The 17,806-nt window shown below is 72.4% G+C and carries 23 protein-coding genes; 8 read left to right on the forward strand and 15 right to left on the reverse strand.

The genetic code is table 11. The features are described from left to right. Positions 1-65: 65 nt before the first annotated feature. Positions 66-1,457, forward strand: coding sequence for a HAMP domain-containing sensor histidine kinase (locus AB0K12_RS43600; RefSeq protein ID WP_364574359.1), 1,392 nt, complete (start codon positions 66-68; stop codon positions 1,455-1,457). 4 nt (positions 1,458-1,461) lie between these two features. Here AB0K12_RS43600 and AB0K12_RS43605 read toward each other — a convergent pair whose 3' ends face one another. Together AB0K12_RS43605 and AB0K12_RS43610 are read right to left on the reverse strand one after the other, a co-directional pair. Continuing rightward, a complete protein-coding gene (locus AB0K12_RS43605; protein ID WP_364574361.1) occupies positions 1,462-2,304 on the reverse strand; it encodes an LLM class flavin-dependent oxidoreductase in 843 nt (280 codons plus the stop codon). A 32-nt stretch (positions 2,305-2,336) separates the two neighbouring features. Beyond that, on the reverse strand, positions 2,337-3,362 hold the full coding sequence (locus tag AB0K12_RS43610; protein WP_364574363.1) for an aldo/keto reductase: 1,026 nt from the start codon (positions 3,360-3,362) through the stop codon (positions 2,337-2,339). 133 nt (positions 3,363-3,495) lie between these two features. Between AB0K12_RS43610 and AB0K12_RS43615 the strand changes: the two genes are divergently transcribed. Next, positions 3,496-4,068: a TetR/AcrR family transcriptional regulator gene (locus tag AB0K12_RS43615; RefSeq protein WP_364574365.1), complete on the forward strand. Its 573-nt coding sequence runs from the start codon at positions 3,496-3,498 to the stop codon at positions 4,066-4,068. A gap of 12 nt (positions 4,069-4,080) precedes the next feature. On the opposite strand, the gene AB0K12_RS43620 is transcribed toward AB0K12_RS43615, so the two are convergent. The 3 genes from AB0K12_RS43620 to AB0K12_RS43630 all read right to left on the reverse strand — a co-directional run bounded on the left by AB0K12_RS43620 (position 4,081) and on the right by AB0K12_RS43630 (position 5,554). Further along, positions 4,081-4,287: a hypothetical protein gene (locus AB0K12_RS43620; RefSeq protein WP_364574367.1), complete on the reverse strand. Its 207-nt coding sequence runs from the start codon at positions 4,285-4,287 to the stop codon at positions 4,081-4,083. Then, the gene (locus tag AB0K12_RS43625) at positions 4,284-4,871 is read right to left on the reverse strand and encodes a helix-turn-helix domain-containing protein (RefSeq protein ID WP_364574369.1); all 588 of its coding nucleotides are present in this window, start codon (positions 4,869-4,871) and stop codon (positions 4,284-4,286) included. The genes AB0K12_RS43620 and AB0K12_RS43625 overlap by 4 nt, the downstream gene beginning before the upstream one ends. A gap of 86 nt (positions 4,872-4,957) precedes the next feature. Then, on the reverse strand, positions 4,958-5,554 hold the full coding sequence (locus AB0K12_RS43630) for a TetR/AcrR family transcriptional regulator (protein ID WP_364574371.1): 597 nt from the start codon (positions 5,552-5,554) through the stop codon (positions 4,958-4,960). A 90-nt stretch (positions 5,555-5,644) separates the two neighbouring features. Between AB0K12_RS43630 and AB0K12_RS43635 the strand changes: the two genes are divergently transcribed. The 3 genes from AB0K12_RS43635 to AB0K12_RS43645 all read left to right on the forward strand — a co-directional run bounded on the left by AB0K12_RS43635 (position 5,645) and on the right by AB0K12_RS43645 (position 7,792). Further along, positions 5,645-6,586 (forward strand): aldo/keto reductase, encoded by a 942-nt coding sequence (locus AB0K12_RS43635; protein ID WP_364574373.1) that lies wholly within the window; start codon positions 5,645-5,647, stop codon positions 6,584-6,586. A 113-nt stretch (positions 6,587-6,699) separates the two neighbouring features. Beyond that, entirely contained in the window at positions 6,700-7,329 is a 630-nt protein-coding gene (locus AB0K12_RS43640; protein WP_364574375.1) for an isochorismatase family cysteine hydrolase, read from the forward strand. Between the two features lie 46 nt (positions 7,330-7,375). Then, entirely contained in the window at positions 7,376-7,792 is a 417-nt protein-coding gene (locus AB0K12_RS43645; protein WP_364574377.1) for a nuclear transport factor 2 family protein, read from the forward strand. Between the two features lie 11 nt (positions 7,793-7,803). Here AB0K12_RS43645 and AB0K12_RS43650 read toward each other — a convergent pair whose 3' ends face one another. Next, positions 7,804-8,307: an SgcJ/EcaC family oxidoreductase gene (locus tag AB0K12_RS43650; protein WP_364574379.1), complete on the reverse strand. Its 504-nt coding sequence runs from the start codon at positions 8,305-8,307 to the stop codon at positions 7,804-7,806. 75 nt (positions 8,308-8,382) lie between these two features. Between AB0K12_RS43650 and AB0K12_RS43655 the strand changes: the two genes are divergently transcribed. Further along, on the forward strand, positions 8,383-8,838 hold the full coding sequence (locus AB0K12_RS43655) for a MarR family transcriptional regulator (protein ID WP_364574381.1): 456 nt from the start codon (positions 8,383-8,385) through the stop codon (positions 8,836-8,838). Between the two features lie 113 nt (positions 8,839-8,951). On the opposite strand, the gene AB0K12_RS43660 is transcribed toward AB0K12_RS43655, so the two are convergent. The 5 genes from AB0K12_RS43660 to AB0K12_RS43680 form a co-directional block, all read right to left on the reverse strand. After that, positions 8,952-9,371: a nuclear transport factor 2 family protein gene (locus AB0K12_RS43660; RefSeq protein ID WP_364574383.1), complete on the reverse strand. Its 420-nt coding sequence runs from the start codon at positions 9,369-9,371 to the stop codon at positions 8,952-8,954. 197 nt (positions 9,372-9,568) lie between these two features. Further along, positions 9,569-9,934, reverse strand: coding sequence for a cupin (locus tag AB0K12_RS43665; protein WP_364574385.1), 366 nt, complete (start codon positions 9,932-9,934; stop codon positions 9,569-9,571). Further along, the gene (locus AB0K12_RS43670) at positions 9,931-10,116 is read right to left on the reverse strand and encodes a hypothetical protein (protein ID WP_364574387.1); all 186 of its coding nucleotides are present in this window, start codon (positions 10,114-10,116) and stop codon (positions 9,931-9,933) included. Before AB0K12_RS43670 ends, AB0K12_RS43665 begins: the two co-directional genes overlap by 4 nt. Before the next feature lie 303 nt (positions 10,117-10,419). Further along, complete coding sequence (locus AB0K12_RS43675) at positions 10,420-11,376, reverse strand: NAD-dependent epimerase/dehydratase family protein (protein WP_364574389.1); 957 nt, start codon at positions 11,374-11,376, stop codon at positions 10,420-10,422. Between the two features lie 105 nt (positions 11,377-11,481). Continuing rightward, positions 11,482-11,820 (reverse strand): hypothetical protein, encoded by a 339-nt coding sequence (locus AB0K12_RS43680; RefSeq protein ID WP_364574391.1) that lies wholly within the window; start codon positions 11,818-11,820, stop codon positions 11,482-11,484. Between the two features lie 216 nt (positions 11,821-12,036). Between AB0K12_RS43680 and AB0K12_RS43685 the strand changes: the two genes are divergently transcribed. Next, positions 12,037-12,432, forward strand: coding sequence for a hypothetical protein (locus AB0K12_RS43685; RefSeq protein WP_364574393.1), 396 nt, complete (start codon positions 12,037-12,039; stop codon positions 12,430-12,432). A 58-nt stretch (positions 12,433-12,490) separates the two neighbouring features. Next, positions 12,491-12,919 carry a glutaredoxin domain-containing protein gene (locus AB0K12_RS43690; RefSeq protein WP_364574395.1) on the forward strand — a complete coding sequence of 143 codons (429 nt, stop codon included), beginning with the start codon at positions 12,491-12,493 and terminating at the stop codon, positions 12,917-12,919. A 178-nt stretch (positions 12,920-13,097) separates the two neighbouring features. On the opposite strand, the gene AB0K12_RS43695 is transcribed toward AB0K12_RS43690, so the two are convergent. From AB0K12_RS43695 to AB0K12_RS43710, 4 genes are all read right to left on the reverse strand, one after another. Then, a complete protein-coding gene (locus AB0K12_RS43695; protein ID WP_364574397.1) occupies positions 13,098-14,681 on the reverse strand; it encodes an SRPBCC family protein in 1,584 nt (527 codons plus the stop codon). 6 nt (positions 14,682-14,687) lie between these two features. Further along, complete coding sequence (locus AB0K12_RS43700) at positions 14,688-15,254, reverse strand: hypothetical protein (protein WP_364574399.1); 567 nt, start codon at positions 15,252-15,254, stop codon at positions 14,688-14,690. Between the two features lie 152 nt (positions 15,255-15,406). Further along, positions 15,407-16,054, reverse strand: a complete 648-nt coding sequence (locus AB0K12_RS43705) for a hypothetical protein (protein ID WP_364574401.1) — start codon at positions 16,052-16,054, stop codon at positions 15,407-15,409. 70 nt (positions 16,055-16,124) lie between these two features. Further along, positions 16,125-17,753 (reverse strand): ABC-F family ATP-binding cassette domain-containing protein, encoded by a 1,629-nt coding sequence (locus AB0K12_RS43710; RefSeq protein ID WP_364574403.1) that lies wholly within the window; start codon positions 17,751-17,753, stop codon positions 16,125-16,127. Positions 17,754-17,806: the final 53 nt, after the last annotated feature.

Below are 17,806 nucleotides of genomic sequence, written 5' to 3' on the forward strand. Positions count from 1 at the left end.
GGCTCCCCATGAACCCGTAGTTGGAAACATGGCCACTGAGGAGTGAGGCGAGCGGGGAGGTGGCGATGCCCCATCGTCCGGGCCCCCTGGCACTGGGGCTCCTGCGCCCCGGCCGCCTCTCGGTGCAGGCCCGCCTCGTCCTGGTGACCGCCCTGCTGTCGCTGGCGAGCCTCGCCGGGGTGGCCGTCGCCGTGGACCTGATCGTCCGCGACAGGATCGAGCGCGAGGTGTACGCGAGCACCCAGCGCGCGGCCACCGAGTGGATCGGCGCCATGGGCACCTCGACCCCGCAGCCCGTGACCACGCACGAAGTCAGCCTGTTCCAGCTCGTGGACGCCACCGGCCACGTCGTGCAGGCCAGCCGCGAAGCCGAGGGCCGCCCGCCCATGAGCACCCTGTGGCCGAACTCCGACGACCGCATCCAGCACGGCAAGGAGTGCACGCGGGACGGCTGCGTCATGTTCACCGCCTACCGGCCGTCGCCGCAGGAGGAGGAGCTGTGGGGCGGCGCCTCCCACGTCGTGTACGCCGGCCGCCCAGAGCCCGAGCTCCTGGCCGGCTGGGACCTGGAGCTGGGCCTGGCCGCCGCCGTCCTCACCGGCACCGCGCTGCTGACCGGCCTGGCCGCCCTCCTCATCCGCCGCACGCTGCGCCCGGTCGAGGAGATGCGGGCCAGGATCGCCGAGATCACCGTGACCGACCTCGGCCTGCGGGTGCCGGCGCCGCCGGGCGACGACGCGATCGCCTCGCTCGCGCGTACCGTGAACAGGACCCTGGCCAGGCTCCAGGAGGCGGTCAGCCAGCAGCGCCACTACTCCTCGATGGTCTCCCACGAGCTGCGCACCCCGCTGGCCGGGCTGCGCATGCGGCTGGAGGAGGCGGTGACGTACCCCGACGCCGATCGTGAGGAGACGATCAGGGGGGCGCTCGGCAGCGTGGACCGCCTCCAGCAGATCATCGACGAGATGCTGCTGCTCACCCGGATCCGCACGTCGTCGCCGCAGCAGGCCGAGCGGGTCGACCTGGGCCACCTCGTCCGCGAGGAGGCCGGGAGTCTGCCGGGCCCCCGCCGGCCCCGGCTGGTCGTCCACGACTCGCCCCGCGTGTGGGGCAACAGGACCCAGCTCACCGAGGTGCTGACGAACCTGCTGGTCAACGCCCAGCGGCACGCCCGCGGCGCGATCGAGGTGAGCGTCGCCCGTGAGGAGGACGAGGCCGTGCTGACCGTCTGGGACGACGGCGAGGGCATCGCGCCAGAGGAGCGCGAGCAGGTCTTCCAGCCCTTCGTCCGGCTGGCCGCCGGCCGCAGGCGCGACCCCGCGGGCAGCGGGCTCGGCCTGGCCATCTCCCGCGCGATCGCCCAGGCGCACGAGGGCGACCTGACCATCGAGGACAGCCCGCGCGGCATCTGCTTCGTCCTGCGGTTGCCGCTGGCCGGCGAGCACGAACCCGGCTGAGCCGTCAGAGCGAGGGCGTGATCAGCTCGTCCGCCACCCAGCGGTCCACCTTCTCCGGGTACGGCGCCGGCAGCCCGAGCACCACGTGGTGGAAGCCCGCGGCCACCGCCTCGCCGATGGCCTGCCTGGTGGCGCCGGGCCGGTCGTAGGAGACCGGCAGGTGGATCGAGCGGGTGATCGCGGCCGGATCGCGGCCGATCTCCGCGCAGTAGCGATCGAGCAACGCGCTGCGGCGGACGACGTCGTCGATGTCGCCGCCCGGGATGTTCCACAGGTCGGCGTGCTCGGCGGCCACCCGCAGCAGCGCCGCCGAACGCCCGCCGAGCAGGATCGGCGGGTACGGGCGCTGCACGGGCTTCGGATTGCAGTACGCCCCGGTCAGCGTGACGTGCGAGCCGTGGAAGTCGAACGGCTCGCTCTCGCTCCACATCCGCCGGATCACCGTGCACGCCTCGGCCAGGCTCTCCACGGAGTGGCGGAAGTCGTGGAAGGGCAGGCCGTGCGCCTCGTACTCGCGGCGGGCCAGCGGGTGGTCGGGCCGCGAGCCCGCGCCGATGCCGAAGTCGAGCCGGCCGCCCGACACGATGTCCACGGTCGCGGCGATCCTGGCCAGGACGGCCGGCGGGCGGAACCTGTTGCTGGTCACCAGCAGGCCGAGGCGCAGCCGGCTGGTCTGGGCGGCGAGCGCCGACAGCAGCGTCCAGCCCTCGTGGATCGGCCCGTTGATGTCGCCCTGGATGGGCAGCAGATGGTCGAACAGCCAGGCGTGCTCGATCTCCGGCACGTCGTCGGCCTCCCGCCAGACCCGCAGGACGTCCTCGTAGCCGACCTGCATGGGAGCGGTCATGATGCCGAACCGCGTCCGGCTCCCGGGGCTGCTCATCGGCGTCGCAGGGACGGGTCGAGCAGCGCCGGCGGGGTGTCGAACTTCTCGTGCGCGGCCAGGTCGGTGCCCGGCGCGACGATCTCGTCGACGGCGTCCAGGACGTCCTGCGACAGCACGGTCTGCGCCGCGTCGAGCTGCGCCTTCAGGTGCTCCATCGTGCGCGGGCCGATGAGCGCGCCGGTCACGCCGGGGTGCGCGGTCACGAAGCCGAGCGCGAGCTGGATCAGCGTCAGCCCCGCCGCGTCGGCGACCCCGGCCAGCCGCTCGACGGCCTCCAGACGGGCCCTGTTGTACGGCAGCGCCGGGTCGAAGCGCTCCGGCAGCACCGACGAGCGGTGGGTGTCCGCCGCGCGGCCCGCGCGGATCGCGCCCGACAGCCACCCCGAGGCCAGCGGGCTCCACACCAGCACGCCGAGCCCGTACTCCTGCGCGACGGGCAGGACGTCGGCCTCGATGCCGCGCTGCAGGATCGAGTAGCTGGGCTGCTCGGTGACGTACCGGCTGAGGTGGTGCTCACGGGCGGCCCACTGGGCCTGCACGATCCGGTACGCGGGGAACGTCGAGCTGCCGAAGTAGCGGATCTTGCCCGCCCGCTGCAGGTCGGTCAGCGCCGACAGCGTCTCCTCGTCGCTGGTCGTGGGGTCCCACCGGTGCATCTGGTACAGGTCGACGTGGTCCACGCCGAGGCGGCGCAGGCTGTCGTCCAGCGCCCTGACGATCCAGCGGCGCGAGCCGCCCTGGTGGTTCGGCGCCTCGCTCATCGGCATGGTGGCCTTGGTGGCCAGCACGATGTCGTCGCGGCGGCCGGCGATGGCCTTGCCGACGATCTCCTCCGACTCGCCGCCGCTGTACCAGTCGGCGGTGTCGATGACGTTGACGCCGGCCTCCAGCGCCGCGTCGATGATGGCGGTGGCCTCGTCCTGGGTGGTGCGGCCGATGGCGCCGAAGTTCATCGCGCCGAGCGCGAGCGTGCTGACCTGGACGCCGGTGCGGCCCAGGGTGCGGTACTGCATGGTCATGTCTCCTCCACGTGCGCGGCGGCTTTGTCCGGCGGCCGCGCTTCTGGCATCCTGAAAGCGGATCCGCGTTCCGCTAAACACCATACGGAACGCTGTTCCGTTTGTCCAACGGCGTGGTGGAGGTAGCGGCACAGTGGCCGGATCACAGGCAGCCCCGAAGAAGCGGGCCGACGCGAGACGGAACGAGAAGGCGCTGCTCGACGCGGCCGCCGCGGCCTTCGTCGCCTCAGGGGTCGACGTGCCCGTACGCGAGATCGCCGCCAGGGCGGGGGTCGGCGTCGGCACCATCTACCGGCACTTCCCGACGCGCGCCGACCTCATCGTGGCCGTCTACCGGCACCAGGTGGAGGCATGCGCGGCGGCGGGGCCCGAGCTGCTGGAGGCCGGGCCCACGCCGTACGACGCGCTGGCGAACTGGATCAACCTCTTCGTGGACTTCCTGGTCACCAAGCACGGCCTGGCCGAGGCGATGCAGTCGGAGGACGCCTCGTTCCAGTCGCTGCACGCGTACTTCATCGACCGCCTCGTCCCGGTCTGCGCCCGCCTGCTGGAGGCCGCCGCCGACGCCGGCCAGATCGAGCCCGGCATGGACGCCCTCAGCTTCATGCGCGGCGTCGGCAACCTCTGCATCGGCGCCGGCCAGGAGGGCGCCTACGACGCCCGCCGCATGGTCGCCCTCCTCATCGCCGGCCTGCGCGTCCGCTGACCGGCGGGGGGATCAGTACGGGGCGGGCGCGTGGCGCTCCAGCAGCCGCAGGCCCGCGCGCACGAGCACCCACCCGAGCCGCTCCTCCAGGGCCCCGGTGGCGGAGGGGGATCCGGCCAGGCGGTGCCGCTCGGCTTCCTGGCGCAGTTCGCGGGCGCGTACTCGCTCTACGTACAGATGCAGGTCTGGATGCATCGCGACCTCCGGGGTCGTCGTCACGGGCGGAACGGGAAGCCCGCGGTGTGCACGGCGACGTGCTCGCGGCCCTCGCGCTCGCCGGCCTCGCGGGCGGCGTCACTGCGCGCCTCCCACTTCTTGAGCAGCTCGTTCATCTCCGTCCTGAGCCCGGCCAGCTCCTGAGGGGTGAGCGAGAGCAGGTACTCGGAGTTGAACGAGGCGTCGCGCCACTCGTCGGGCCAGGCGGACTTGGTGTCGAGGTAGCTCTGGTACAGCTCGTGGCGCTGCCTGGCCGCCAGTCTGGACAGTGCGACGTAGGCGCCCTCGCTCTCGGGGGCGTCCCTGAAGTCGACGTCCTCGGTGCTGACCCCGCCGACCGCCGCCTGCCACCAGCGCTCGCGCCCGTCTGTACTGCCCTGCTCGGCCTCCTCGATGAGCCCGTGCGCGGCCAGCTTGCGCAGGTGATAGCTGACCAGCGACACCGCCTCGTCCACCTGCTCGGCGAGCTGCGAGGCGGTGGCGCGCTGGGTCACCGTCAGCGCCCGGTAGAGGCGCATGCGCAGCGGATGCCCGAGTGCCTTGACCGTCTCGAGATCCTTGACGCGGCGTACGTTCTTCCTGGCCATACCCTCACGCTAGATGCACAAAAGAATTTGCGCAAGAATTTTGCGCAAATTCCTTTGTTCATATCCGAGGCCCGGCGAAGCGGCGGCTACCCCTGGCGGGGCTGCAGGGCGTCCAGGAGGAGGTCGAACAGGCGGTCCATCCGGTCCCATGTGTCGCCGGCCGCCGTGGACAGGAACACGCCGAGGATCATCGAGGTGACGTCGCTGGCCTCGACGTCCCCGCGCAGCGTGCCCGCCCGCGCCCCGCTCTCCAGGATCGCGCCGATCGCGGCGGTGATGCGTTCCCTGGTGGTGGGCGTGGCGAGCCGTCCTGAGGCCCAGCCGGTGCGCAGCGTGTCGAGCATGGCCCGCTTGGTCGAGACGAACGCGCCGTAGCGTTCCATCCATACCCGCATCGCGACCTCGGGCGGATGCGCGGCGAGCAGGTCGGGCACGCAGCCGGTCACGTCGTCGAGCTCGGCCGAGTAGACGGCCTCGACCAGCGCCTCCCTGGTGGGGAAGTGGCGATAGAGCGTGCCGATGCCGACCCCGGCCTGCTTGGCGATGCCTTCGAGCGAGACGGGCCCGTCGGCGGTGGCGAAGGCGGCGCGGGCGACGGCGAGCAGGTTCTCGCGGTTGCGCCGCGCGTGCGCGCGAACGGGCCGCCCGGCGGCGGGAGGTTCGGAAGAACTCGGGGAAGCCAAAGCGGAGGCACCTCCGATAGTGCTAGGGTCGTTCGTGGCGGAGGGTCCTCCGCTTTCTGTCGTCATTGTCTGAAGGACGGTGTACTCCTGATGTCCACTGGCACCTCTTCCTCCGACGTCACGGCCACCGGAGCCCCGCGCCCCGGCGGTCCCGGCCTGCTCGGTGACCTTACCGTCTCCCGCGTCGGCTACGGCGCCATGCAGCTCGAACGCCTGCACGACGACCGCGCCGCCGCCGTCGCCCTGCTGCGCCGCGCCGTCGAGCTGGGCATCGACCACGTCGACACCGCCGACTTCTACGGCGCCGGCTTCGTCAACGACGTGCTCCGCGAGGCGCTGCGCCCCGAGGACGGCGTGGTGATCGTCAGCAAGGTCGGCGCCGTCAGCGACCCCGGCGGCCCCCTGCCGCTGCGCCCCGCCCAGCGTCCCGGGGAACTGCGCGCGAGCGTCGAGGAGAACCTGAAGTCGCTCGGCCTCGACCGCATCCCCGTCGTGAACCTGCGCAGGCTCGACGTCGGCCCCGGCATCCGCGCCACCGGCCCCCAGGTGGTGGACCTCGACGACCAGCTCGCGGTGATGACCGAGCTGCGCGACGAGGGCAAGATCGGCGCGATCGGGCTGAGCGCCGTCTCGCTCGACGTGCTGCGCCGGGCCCTCCCGGCCGGCATCGCCTGCGTGCAGAACGCCTACAGCCTCGTCGGCCGGGACTTTGAGGAGATGCTCGCCCTCTGCGCCGCCGAGGGCATCGCGTGGGTGCCGTACTTCCCGCTCGGGGGCGCGTTCCCCGGCATGCCCAAGGTGGTGGAGCAGCCGGCCGTGACCGAGGCCGCCGCGAAGCTCGGGCGCACGCCGTCCCAGATCGGCCTGGCCTGGCTGCTGCGGCACGCGCCGAACGTGCTGCTCATCCCCGGCACCGCGACGGCCGCCCACCTGGAGGAGAACGTCGCCGCCGGCGCCATCGCCCTCGACGAGGAGACCCTCGCCGCGCTGGACGCCGTGCCGTCGCAGACCACGGACATCCTGCTCGGCTGATCGCGGGTCAAGGGGGTTTGGCGCGACACTGACCTGGACGGGAGGCGCACGTGCGGGTCGGCGGGGTAGGTGCGGGCTGTTGCGCCGTCCCCTTGTACGCGGAGGAGCACCCCGTGAGCCGCACCTACGATCCCCGCCACACGGCGGTCCTGCTGGTGGACCCGTACAACGACTTCATGTCCGAGGGCGGCAAGCTGTGGCCCAGGCTCGCACCCGTGGCCACGAAGGTGGGGCTGGTGGACCACCTGCGCACGGTGACCGCCGCCGCGCGCGGGGCCGGCGTACAGGTGCTGATCGTGCCGCACCGCCGCTGGCAGCCCGGCGACTACGAGACCTGGGACCACCCCAACCCGACCCAGCGCGGCATCATGGAGCGGCACTCGTTCGCGCGCGGGACGTGGGGCGGCGAGTTCCACCCCGATCTGGGGCCCCAGCCGGGCGACATCGTCGTCCACGAGCACTGGGCGCAGAGCGGCTTCGCCAACACCGACCTCGACTTCCAGCTCAAGCAGCACGGCATCAGCCACGTCGTGCTGATCGGGGTGCTGGCCAACACCTGCCTGGAGTCGACCGGCCGCTTCGCCATGGAGCTCGGCTACCACGTCACGCTGGTGCGCGACGCGACGGCGGCGTTCAGCCCCGAGATGATGCACGCCGCCCACGAGCTGAACGGCCCCACGTTCGCCCACGCCATCCTCGCCACGGACGAGCTGGTGGCCGCTTTCGGGGTGACCGCGGCCTGACCGGGTGGCAGAGTGGTGCGGCGTTCCGTACGCGGGAAGGATGTTCATGCCCCTCAGTCACGACGACCGCTGCGCCATCACCGACCTGATCAACCTGCACGGCCACCTGTGCGACAGCGGCGAGCTCGACCGGTTCGGCGAGGTGTTCACCGACGACGTGGTCTACGACGTGAGCGACCTGGGCGGCGGCGAACTGCACGGCCTCGATGCCCTGGCCGCCGCCGGCCTGGCCCTCGGCGAGGGGAACCCGGTCGGGCACCACGTCACCAACATCATCTTGGCGGAGCGGGCCGACGGGCTCGTGCACGCGCGCTCGAAGGGCCTCGGCGTCCGGGCCGACGGCACCACCGGCAGCCTCACGTACGAGGACACGGTCGTGCGCGGCGAGCGCGGCTGGCGCATCAGCCACCGCAAGCTGATCGTGCACCGCGTACCGCTGAACGGAGTCTGGCGCACGCCCTGACCGCGCGCCGCTCAGCGCGCGCCCGCCGCGGGGGCGGTGGGCCGGGTGGCGGGCTGGAGCTTGAAGGACACCGCCTCCATCAGCGGCTTGTGCTTGGTCTTCTGCACCGCGGCGATGCGCCAGAGGCCGGCGTCGTCGCGCACCAGCGTGTACGTGGCCAGCTTGCCCAGCTTCCCCGGCGTGCCCTTGACGACCTCGCCACGGGTGACCACGACGGCGGTGCCGGAGCCGTAGCGGCGGACGTCGAGGATCTCCATGACCAGGCACGTCCCCTTGAGGTAGCTGTCGAACAGGGCCTGGTGGGCGCGCCCGATCTCGGCGCCGCCCCGGTAGACCGTGCCGGCGAACGTCACGTCGGTGGCGTCGGCGGTGAAGCAGGCGCCGTAGGCGGCGCCGTCGCCGCGGTTCCAGGCGTCCTGGCTGTTACGGAGCACGCCCAGGATTGCGGTCTCGTCGGTGGGGGCGTCGGTGGTGGCGGTGGAGCTGGTGGCGGTGGTGGTCATGACTCTCTCCATGATAACTTCTTCGGAGAAGTTTCTTCTCAGAAGATTTCTCTTCGTTGGAGAAGAGATTAGGAATCGAGGGAGCCCGTGTCAATCCCGCGTGAACGCCCCGACGCCGGCCGCGTCTATCGCCGCTACTTCAGCGCCGTCCTGCTGCACGGCCACGCCAGTGCGCGCGCGTGCGGCCTGGGCGCCACGGACCTGTACGCACTCAACATCCTTGAGCTGTCAGGCCCCCTGACGCCGGGCGAGCTGGGCGCCCGCGCCGGCCTGACCACCGGGCCGACGACCCGGCTCATCGACCGGCTCGAGCAGGCCGGCTATGTCCGCCGCGTGCCCGCCCCCGACGACCGGCGCAAGGTCATCGTCGAGCCCATCGGCAAGCCCGCCCAGCTCGACCAGGTCATGGCCGCCGCGCGGCGCGAGGTCGGCGACATCCTCGCCGGATACGACGACGACCAGCTCGACGTGCTCTACGACTACTTCCGCCGGGCCGCCCGGGCCTACGAGGAGGCGGCCGAGCAGTTGCGCGCCGGCCCCTGACCGGGTGCGGGCGGTCGGTGCGGCCGGGAGGCCCTGACGAAGGCCGCGCTCGAAAGTGCGGCCCAGGCGCCGCAATCAGTGCGTCAACGCGTCAGGGCATCGAACTCAGGCGTTCAGGCGCCGTTGAGGGCGCGGGTGACCGTCAGGCTGTCCTCGTAGATGTGATAGCGGGTGATCAGCCCGTCCTCGACGGTGAGATGCAGCGCGAACGGCGACGTGTACGCCGGACCGCCGCCCCGTACGGTCTGCGCGATCACCCCCAGCACCACGGCATGCGGCCCGTCCACCAGGATGCGCTCCACCGACGTGCCGTTCAGCTCGGGCACGTGATGAGCTTCGAGCGAACGGAAGTGGTCCGCCACCTCGGCCCGGCTCGACCGCGGCCGGATCCACGGCACCGCCGGATGCCCCTCATCCGGCCAGGAGAGCCGCCAGTCCACCGGCTCGGCGAACAACTCCGCCGTACGCTCGTGGTCCCCCTTGGCCATCCTCGTCAGCAATTCGGTCACGACGTCACGGGTGTCTTGACTCATGCCGATCATCCTTCCGCCCCACCCCTGCGGACGTCGATTACCTGCGAGGTCATGCCGGAAAGGTGCTGGACACCGTTGGCAGCGTGCCCGGCATGACCGGCATCGACCTCGACCGGTTCGTGGCCGACGGGTTCGCCGAGGTGGCGGGGATCGTTCTCCGGGAGGTTTGCGACGAGGCCAGGCCGCTGCTCGGAATGTCAGGCGGGTCGGTCCGGGCGGTCGGCGGGTCGGAGAGTGGCGGTCAGGATGGTGCTCGGGATGTCCAGGGCGATGCGGTGGCACCGGCCGCGCGGGACGATCGCCGCGGTGCCCGCACACAGCTTGACCTCCTCCTCACCCCGCCCTTCCCCGCGCAGATAGAGGCGGATCTTGCCGACGATGCAGGAGACGAGCTCGTCGGCCTCCGGGTGCAGCGCCCAGTGGCCGCCGTGCACGTCGGTGGCGGTCTTCGCGTGCAAGACGTGCAGCCGCCAGCCGTCCCGATCCACGCCTCCCCGACCGGCGTGGATCTCGCCGCTCGCGCTCAGGCGAACGATCGACATCAGCAGGTCGAACGGCGTCACCGCCGCCGGGACGCCACCCTCGTCGCGCAGCCCGGACGCGGTCGGCGCTTCCCGCCCGCCCGCAGGCCGCCGATGCCCGGCCCGCCGCCCATCTGCCTGGGCTTCTGCCTCACCCGCCCGGGCACCTCCCGCACGTGCCCCGGCTCCTCGCCCTCGCCCATCCGTCCGGGTTTCTCGCGCACTTACCCGAGTTTCTGGCACGCCCCCTCTGGCCTGTCGGACCTTCGTTCGCGTCCCTTGGGCTTCCGCTCGGGTCTCATGGGCGGTGACCGGGCCGCTCATGTCGTGCTGGGCGATCAGCGGGACGGACGTCTCCGGTTCTCGGCTCATGCCGCCATCCTGACGATCGATCGGCGACCGGTCGCCCGCCATCCGTCGCGGATCCTTCAGGCTTCCCGCGCCGTTCGGCGCACCCGTCATCCAGGCAGTGGGCACGCCGGCGGGGGAGGGGTGGGCAGGTGTCCCTTGATCAGGTGGAGGGGAGGTCAGTCGAGGAGGCGGAGGAGTTCGGCCTCGTCCTCGGCGGTGAGGCCGGAGCGGGTCACCGTGTGGCCGGAGTCGCGCAGCCAGGTGAGGGTGTCGCGGGCCGTGTCGGCGATCGGGCGGATGCGCAGGCCGGCGGCCAGGACGGCCGAGACGTCGCGGGCCATGAAGCCGGCGTATTCCGGCAGCGGCACCCACAGCGGCAGGGAACGCGGCCCCATCCAGGCGTTCACGTCGTGCTCGGCGAGGAACTCCTGCCCGGCCCAGACCAGCTCGGGCCGCACCGACAGCCCTTCGGCGATGCCCGCGAGCAGCTCGCCCCTCGGGAACGGGCTGGAGATCGCGTCATACGGCCCGGCGAGCCCCTTCCCGGCGGCGTCGAGCGTCCAGGCGGCGAGGTCGCGTACGTCCACGAGCTGCACCAGGTCGCCGGGAGAGCCCGGCGCCAGCACCCGCCCGCCGCGCGCCAGCCGGTCGACCCAGTAGGTGAACCGGTCGGACGGATCCTCCGGGCCCACGATCAGCCCGGCGCGGACGATCAGCGCCGCGTCGCCGACGATCTGCTCGCACGTCACCTTCGCCGGCCCGTAGTTGGCCGCGTCGCTCTCGTCGGCGCCGGGCGCCAGCGGCTCGTGCAGCACCTGGGTGGCCTCGTGGGTGTCGGGGTAGACGCTGACGGTGGACACCAGCGTCCAGTGACCGGCGCGGCCCGCCAGCTCATCGACCGCCCTGCGCACCTGGCTCGGCTGCCTGGCGACGTCGATGACCAGGTCGAACGACCCCTCCAGAGGAGCCAGCCCGCCGCCCTCCGAGCGATCGACCCGGACGAACTCCACCCCCGGCGGCGGGTCACCCGCCTGCCCGCGCGCCGCGCACACCACCTCGTGCCCGCGATCGCGCGCCTGCCGCGCGATCTCCTTGGACAGGAACCTCGTGCCACCCAAAACAAGTGTTCGCATGCCCCTCATCCTGACCCACCGCGAGCGTCAGGACCGCCCGGCTTCACTCCCAGCGCAACGCCACCCACCCATCGTCGCCGCCAGGAGCGGGGGCAGGGCTGGGGTTCAGCCGGAGGCGAATCTCTGGGCGCGGTCGCGGGCCCACTGAGCCACTTCGGCCGTCCGGTCGTCCGGGAGGGCCCTGCCGGGGTGGCGGCCGAGGCGTTCGACCTGGTCGGCAAAGTTCAGGTGTTCGCGGTGGGCGTGTTCGCGGCAGGGCAGGCAGGTGACGCGTTCGGGGTGGGGCGAGGTCATCGCGTACGGCACCTTGAGGCCGCAGCCCGTGGTGACCTCGGACGGCGCGTCGGGGGCGCGGCCCAGCGTCGAGGCGAGCACATTGCGGAAGTCGGCGCCGGCCTGCAGCACCTTGCGATCGACATGGATGTGCGGGTCGGTCTCGCTCACCTCGGCCATCCCTCCGTCCGGCCTGAGGACGGCGCCGCCGCCGTCCCCGAGGCCCAGGGTAGTGCGGAGGAGGCGAGGGCTTGCGCGTCGTTTAGGTCACGGTCCGCACCGCCGGATCGTTGCATTGAGCAATGGAATGTTATGGTCGCAGCAGGTGAGCCGGGAAGTCTGGTCGGCGTTGACCTGTCATGCCGTCGTCTTCACCGGGATTCGCCCATGCACCCCTCCGAACCTGGCATCCACGAGAGCGATCCGGACTTCGACATCCGGCTCGACAGGCACGGGGAGGTCGTCCTGCTGTCCCTGACCGGGCGGCTGGAGGGGGTGGCGTGCCTGGTCCTGCAGCAATACCTGGTCAACGCGCTGGTGGCGCGGATACCGCCGCTGCTCGCGGTGGACCTGCGCTCGCTCGCGGCGATGGACGAGCACGGGCGCGACATCCTGCGCTCGGCCGCGCGGCACGCCAGGGTGTCGGAGGGGCGCATGATCGTGGTGTACGGGGAGCTCGCCGCCCGGGCGTCCGACGACGACGGCGGTGAGATCGAGGCGGCCGGCACCGTGGAGGACGCGCTCGCCGACCTCTCCGGCACCCCGAGATGGCCCTCCGGCTGACACGCTCTGGCGGGGCCGGGATACCGGCGCGGCCGGCGCTCCGATAGCTTGCTCAACCGTGAGCCGCGGATGGAAGGTGCCGGGCCTGCTCCTGGCGTTAGGAGCGGCGATCGCGGCCTGGCAGGTCGCGAGAGGCGACCTGGTGCAGGCTGCGGTGGTGCTCGTGGTGTACGCGCTGCTCGGCCTGCTGCTGTCGCCGCTGGCGTTCCCCAGGCCGGTCGATGCCGAGGAGGCGCGGCGGCGCAGCGCCGCCGACGGGCGGGCGGTCGTCTACTGGCGGCCGGGCTGCCGCTACTGCATGCGGCTCCGGCTCCGGCTGGGGCGTGCCGCGCGGCGGGCGTACTGGGTGGACATCTGGCGCGACCCGGAGGGAGCGGCGGCGGTCCGCGCGATCACGGGCGGCGACGAGACGGTGCCGACCGTGGTGCTGGCGGGCGAGCCGCACGTCAACCCTGACCCGAAGTGGCTGCGCGACCAGTTGCGCTGAGAAGTCGCCCTGCCCTTCGCCGTCATCGCGCTGCTCGCCCTGCTGCCGGCCGCTGCCGAGTGCCCGTCCCCGGGCCGCTGAGCCGGGGGCGGGCACGTTCATGGGTGTGGCTCGGACCGGTCGTCCAGCCGTGGCACGGGTCGCTTCGCCTCCGCTCCGTGCTCGGGCCGGGCGCCTGTCAACGGCCTGGCTGCTCGCCTTCTTCCTTGCCTTCTTCCTCTTCCTCTTCCTCTTCCTCTTCTTCTGATTCCTCGCCCTCTTCGGGCTCCTCGCCCTCTTCGGGCTCCTCGCCCTCTTCGGGCTCCTCGCCCTCTTCGGGCTCCTCGCCCTCCTCGGGCTCCTCGCCCTCCTCGGGCTCCTTGCCTTCTTCCTCTTCGAACTCCTCTTCCTCCTCTTCGGCGGCGCGTTCCTCCTCCATCGCCGTCTCGTGGTCCTTGACCACCTCGCCGTCGCGGATCTCGCCGCGCCAGCCCTCGCCGACGTCCTCCGGGTGCAGCAGCAGGTGCGACATGACGTGGCGGCGGAAGTGCTTGAGCTCCAGCCGTACGCGACGGCCCTGCGCCCGCCACAGGTTGCCGGTCCGCTCGAACAGGCCCTGCGGGTGGTACTCCAGCACCACCAGCACCCGGGTGAGGTCGTCGCTCAGCTCATGGAACGTCACCGCGCCGTCCACATGGCCCTTCGGCCCCTCCGAGCGCCAGATGACGCGCTGGTCGGGGATCTGCTCCATGATCTGCGAGGTCCAGCTCCTGTGCGACCAGAAGACCTGCGCCTTCCAGGTGAGCTTCTCGTCGGACTCCTGCTTGACCGTCTGCACCTTCTTCATGAAGGTCGGGAAGTCCTGGAACTGCGTCCACTGGTCGTACACCAGGCGGCGCGGCGCACCCACGTCGATCGTCTCGACGATGTTGGTGACCTTCTCGAAGCCGCCTTTACCGCCCTTACCACCTCCGGTGATCTTCTGCATGATGCTCTGCAGGCCGCCCTTGAAGCCGCCCTTCAACACGCCGCCCAGCACGCTGCCGCCGCCACCGGAGTCACCGGAATCGCCTGAGCCGCCTGAGCCGCCTGAGCCGCCTGAGCCGCCCGAGCCGGTCAGCGCGCCTACCAGGCCCTTGCCGCCCCCGTGCTCCGCGTAGTCGGTCAGGCGGCCGGTGAGGTTCTCCACCTTGTCACCCGCCGCCGAGACCACGCGTCCGATCGCGGCGTGCATGAGGTTGCGTGCCTCGCCGGCGAGCCGGTCGGTCGGCAGGGCGGCCAGGAACTCCTTGCCGACTCCCTTGACCGCGCCCGCCGCCGTGCCCGCGACCCCCTTGGCGGCACCCGCGGCTCCTTTGGCCACACCCGTCACCCCCTTGGCGGCACCGGTGACGCCTCCGGCTCCCTTGGCGACCCCCTCGGTCGCTTCGCCCGCTGTTTTGGCGGCGCCGGTGACACCTTCGGCTGCGCCTCCGGCCCCCTTCGCGGCGCCCGAAGCGGTGCTGGTGGCGGTGCCTGCCGTCCGCTTCGCGGCGCCGGTGGCCGTGCCTGTGGCGCGCTTCGCCGTGCCGGTCGCCTTCGAGCCCGCGCCTGCCGCTGTGCCCGTGGCCTGGCCGGTGGTGTCCTTCGCGGCGCCGGTGCCCCGTTTCGCCGCGCCGGCGGCCTTGCCGAGGCTGCTGGCTGCTCGTTTGCCCGCGCCCGCGGCCTTGCCCGCCGTAGGTGTCACCCGCCGGACCGTGGGGCGGGCCGCGCTCGTGTGCCGTCTCGCGTTTTCCTCAGCCACCTGTGCTCACCTCCGCATGGAGGTCCGCCGGATGGCACGGGACTGCCGCCGCGCTCGCTCCGGTCCGGCGGGCTCCCGCTCGGCCTCGTTCTGGTTGCCGTCCCCGCTCTCGGCCCCGCTCTCGGCCCCGTTCTGCGCCTCGTCGTGAGCCCCGTTGTGAGCTCCGTTCTGCGCCTCGTGCGTGGCCCCGTTCTGGGGCTCGTGCGTGGCCCCGTTCTGGGGGGAGCCGTTGGAGGAGGCGGTGTCGCCCGTCGCCTCGGAGGGCTTCTCCGAGCCCTCGGCGTCCCCTGGCGACCTGAGCGATTCTGCGCGCTCGTGCAGCTTGTCGCTCAGCGAGTCGATCTGCCTGCTGGTCGCGGCCTTACCCGCCTCCAGCAGGCCCCCACGGAGCTGCTCGGTCAACTGGCCCAGATCGGCCGACGAGCCCAGAGTCTTGAGCCCTTGGGACAGCAGCCCGCCGCCGTTCCCGGACGCCTTTCCGGCCAGCCCGGCCGCCACGAGGACCGCCGCCGTGCGCAGCTTGCGCCGTCGCCCGAGGTAGTACCCGGCGAGCAGGGCACAAGCGATTCGCATCTTGTTCGCCATGATCAAGTTTTCCTTCCCCGAGGCCGCGTCTGTGCAGGCGAGGGACATCGCCCGCCGCCTGCCCTCAAAGGGGACAAAGAACCTGATATCAGGCGAAACTTGAGCACATTTTGGAGATGGCGACCCGATGCCGCCGTGGGTCAGCCGGGCTTGCCCGCCGTGATCGACACCAGCGCCCTGCCCCTCTTCACCGAGACCAGGCTCACCTCCACGGTCGGCCGCTTGCGGAACCCGAAGCTCGACGTGCCGCCCTTGCCCAGCGTCGCCTGCGCGCCGCCGCCGTGCGGATACTCCACCAGGTACGTGATGGAGCTCTTGCCGACGTCCAGGATGTGGAACTGGCGGTAGTAGAACTTCTTCGCGTTGAGGCGGATGGTGACCGGCCCCGACACCCGCAGCAGGCAGTCGCCGTCGAAGCAGTCCCTCACCCGGCTGGTGGCCTTGCGCTTCTTCGTGGGGGAGGGGGACGGCGAGGGTGTGGGGCTCGTGCTCGGGGTGGCGGACGCCTCGGCGATGGAGGTCGGAGCAGTGGAGGCCGGAGCGGCGGAGGTCGGGGCGGTGCCGGCCGGCGTGCTCGCGGGAGCGGCCGCGGCCGGCGGCTCCTCCGCCGCCCCGCACCCCGCCACCACACCCACCAGCACGCACCCCGCCAGCACGCGACGTCCCCGCCCGTACCGGGCCGGTAGGGGAGGGGCGACGAACGACATGGGCGCAGGTGCCGTGGGCATGGACGGGCTGAGCGGGGGCAGGGCCGGGAGCAGGGAGGGCGGGGGGTGGCTTGGGGCCATGGTGGCATCGTCTCCTCTCCGTACGCGTCTCGTCACGCTAACCACCCCGCCCCGGGAGGGGTCCCCGGCTTCAGCCGTCCAGGTGGAGACGGGGCCAGGCGGCCGTGTCGCGGAGGAGTTGCCGGTCATGGCTGGCCAGGACGACGGCGGCGCCCGTACCGGCGAGCGCCTGGGTCAGTTCCTCCACCAGAGCCATGGACAGGTGATTGGTGGGCTCGTCGAGCAGCACCACGTGAGGCCGCTCGGCCAGCAGGATCGCCAGGTCGAGACGCCGCTGCTGCCCGACCGACAGCTCGGTGACCGGCCGGTGCGCCGCCTCGGCGGGCAGCAGTCCGAGCCGTCCGAGCCCGACCATGTCGGCCTCGGCAAGGCGTCCTGAGCTGACCAAGCGGCCGACCGCGGCCTCGTACACCTCGAAAGCCCGCAGCCGGGACGGCGGCGGCGACTCCTGGCCGAGCAGCCCGACCCGCACGCCCCGCCCGCGCTGCACGGTCCCAGAGCCAGGGACGAGCTCCCCGGCGAGCAGGCGCATGAGGGTCGACTTGCCGGAGCCGTTCGGCCCGGTGACCACCAGGCGGTCGCGGGCCCGCAGCAGCAGGGACTGCGGCGTGGTGAGCCGGGGATCGAGCGTCACGTCGGCGGTTTGCAGCAGCGCGGCACCGGGCGGGGCGTCCAGGTGCGGCATCGAGAAGCGCAGCGGCGGCACCGGTACGTCGAGCACCTGCGCCTCCAGCGCCTCCTGCCGCCGATGCACGGCGCGGACCAGGGCGGGGGCCCGCGTGGCGCGGGTGTGCTTGCCGGTGCCCTTGTCCGGACGCCAGCCGGTGACCAGCCGGTTCTGTGCCTCGGACAGGTCCTGCGCGAGCCGCCGGCGTTCGAGCTGCTGGTCACGGTACGCCGTCTCCCACCGCTCGCGTTCCGCCCTGCGGCCCTCGCGGTAACCCGCGTACCCGCCGCCATAGGTGCGCGGCCGTCCGTCGCTCGTCGGGTCGAGGTCGAGCACGGTGGTCACCACGTCAGACAACAGCGCCCGGTCATGGCTGACCAGCACCAGCCCGCCCGGATGGGCGCGCAACGCGGCGGTCAGATGGTCGAGCCCGGCGGCGTCGAGGTGATTGGTGGGCTCGTCGAGCAGCAGCAGATCGTGTCCGGCGCCGAGCAGGCAGGCCAGCCGGATCCGGTAACGCTGCCCGACGGACAGCCCGGCGAGCGGCCTGGCACGGTCGCTCACGGCGTTCAGCGCGGCGAGCGCGACGTCGACGCGCCGGTCGGCGTCCCACGCGCCGAGCGACTCGGCGGCTTCCAGAGCCGTGGCGTACGCCTGCTCGGCGCCCGGCCGCTCCTCGGCGAGCGCGAGCGTGGCCGACTCGAAGGCCCGCAGCGCCGCGCGTACCGGGGCGAGCTCGGCGTCGATGAGATCGCCGACGGTACGGTCGTCGCCGACCGGCATCTCCTGGTCGGCCACCCCTATGGTGCCGACGCGGTGCACGGTGCCCGTGTCGGGCGCGAGCGTGCCCGCGAGCACCTGCAGCAGCGTGGTCTTGCCACGGCCGTTCTCGCCGACCACGCCGAGCCGGTCGCCGGCCGAGACGGTCACGTCCACGCCGGACAGGACGGGCCGGCCACCACGGGCGAGGTGCAGGCCGGTGGCGTTGAGCTGCGCCCGCGCACGGGCGGGCAGCACGATGTCGATGGACATACTTCCTCCGGGAAGCAGGCCCCGGCGCGGCACGCGGCGGCGCGGGGACCTGA

Source organism: Nonomuraea sp. NPDC049419 (genome assembly GCF_040676995.1).
Taxonomy (GTDB): Bacteria; Actinomycetota; Actinomycetes; order Streptosporangiales; family Streptosporangiaceae; genus Nonomuraea; species Nonomuraea salmonea.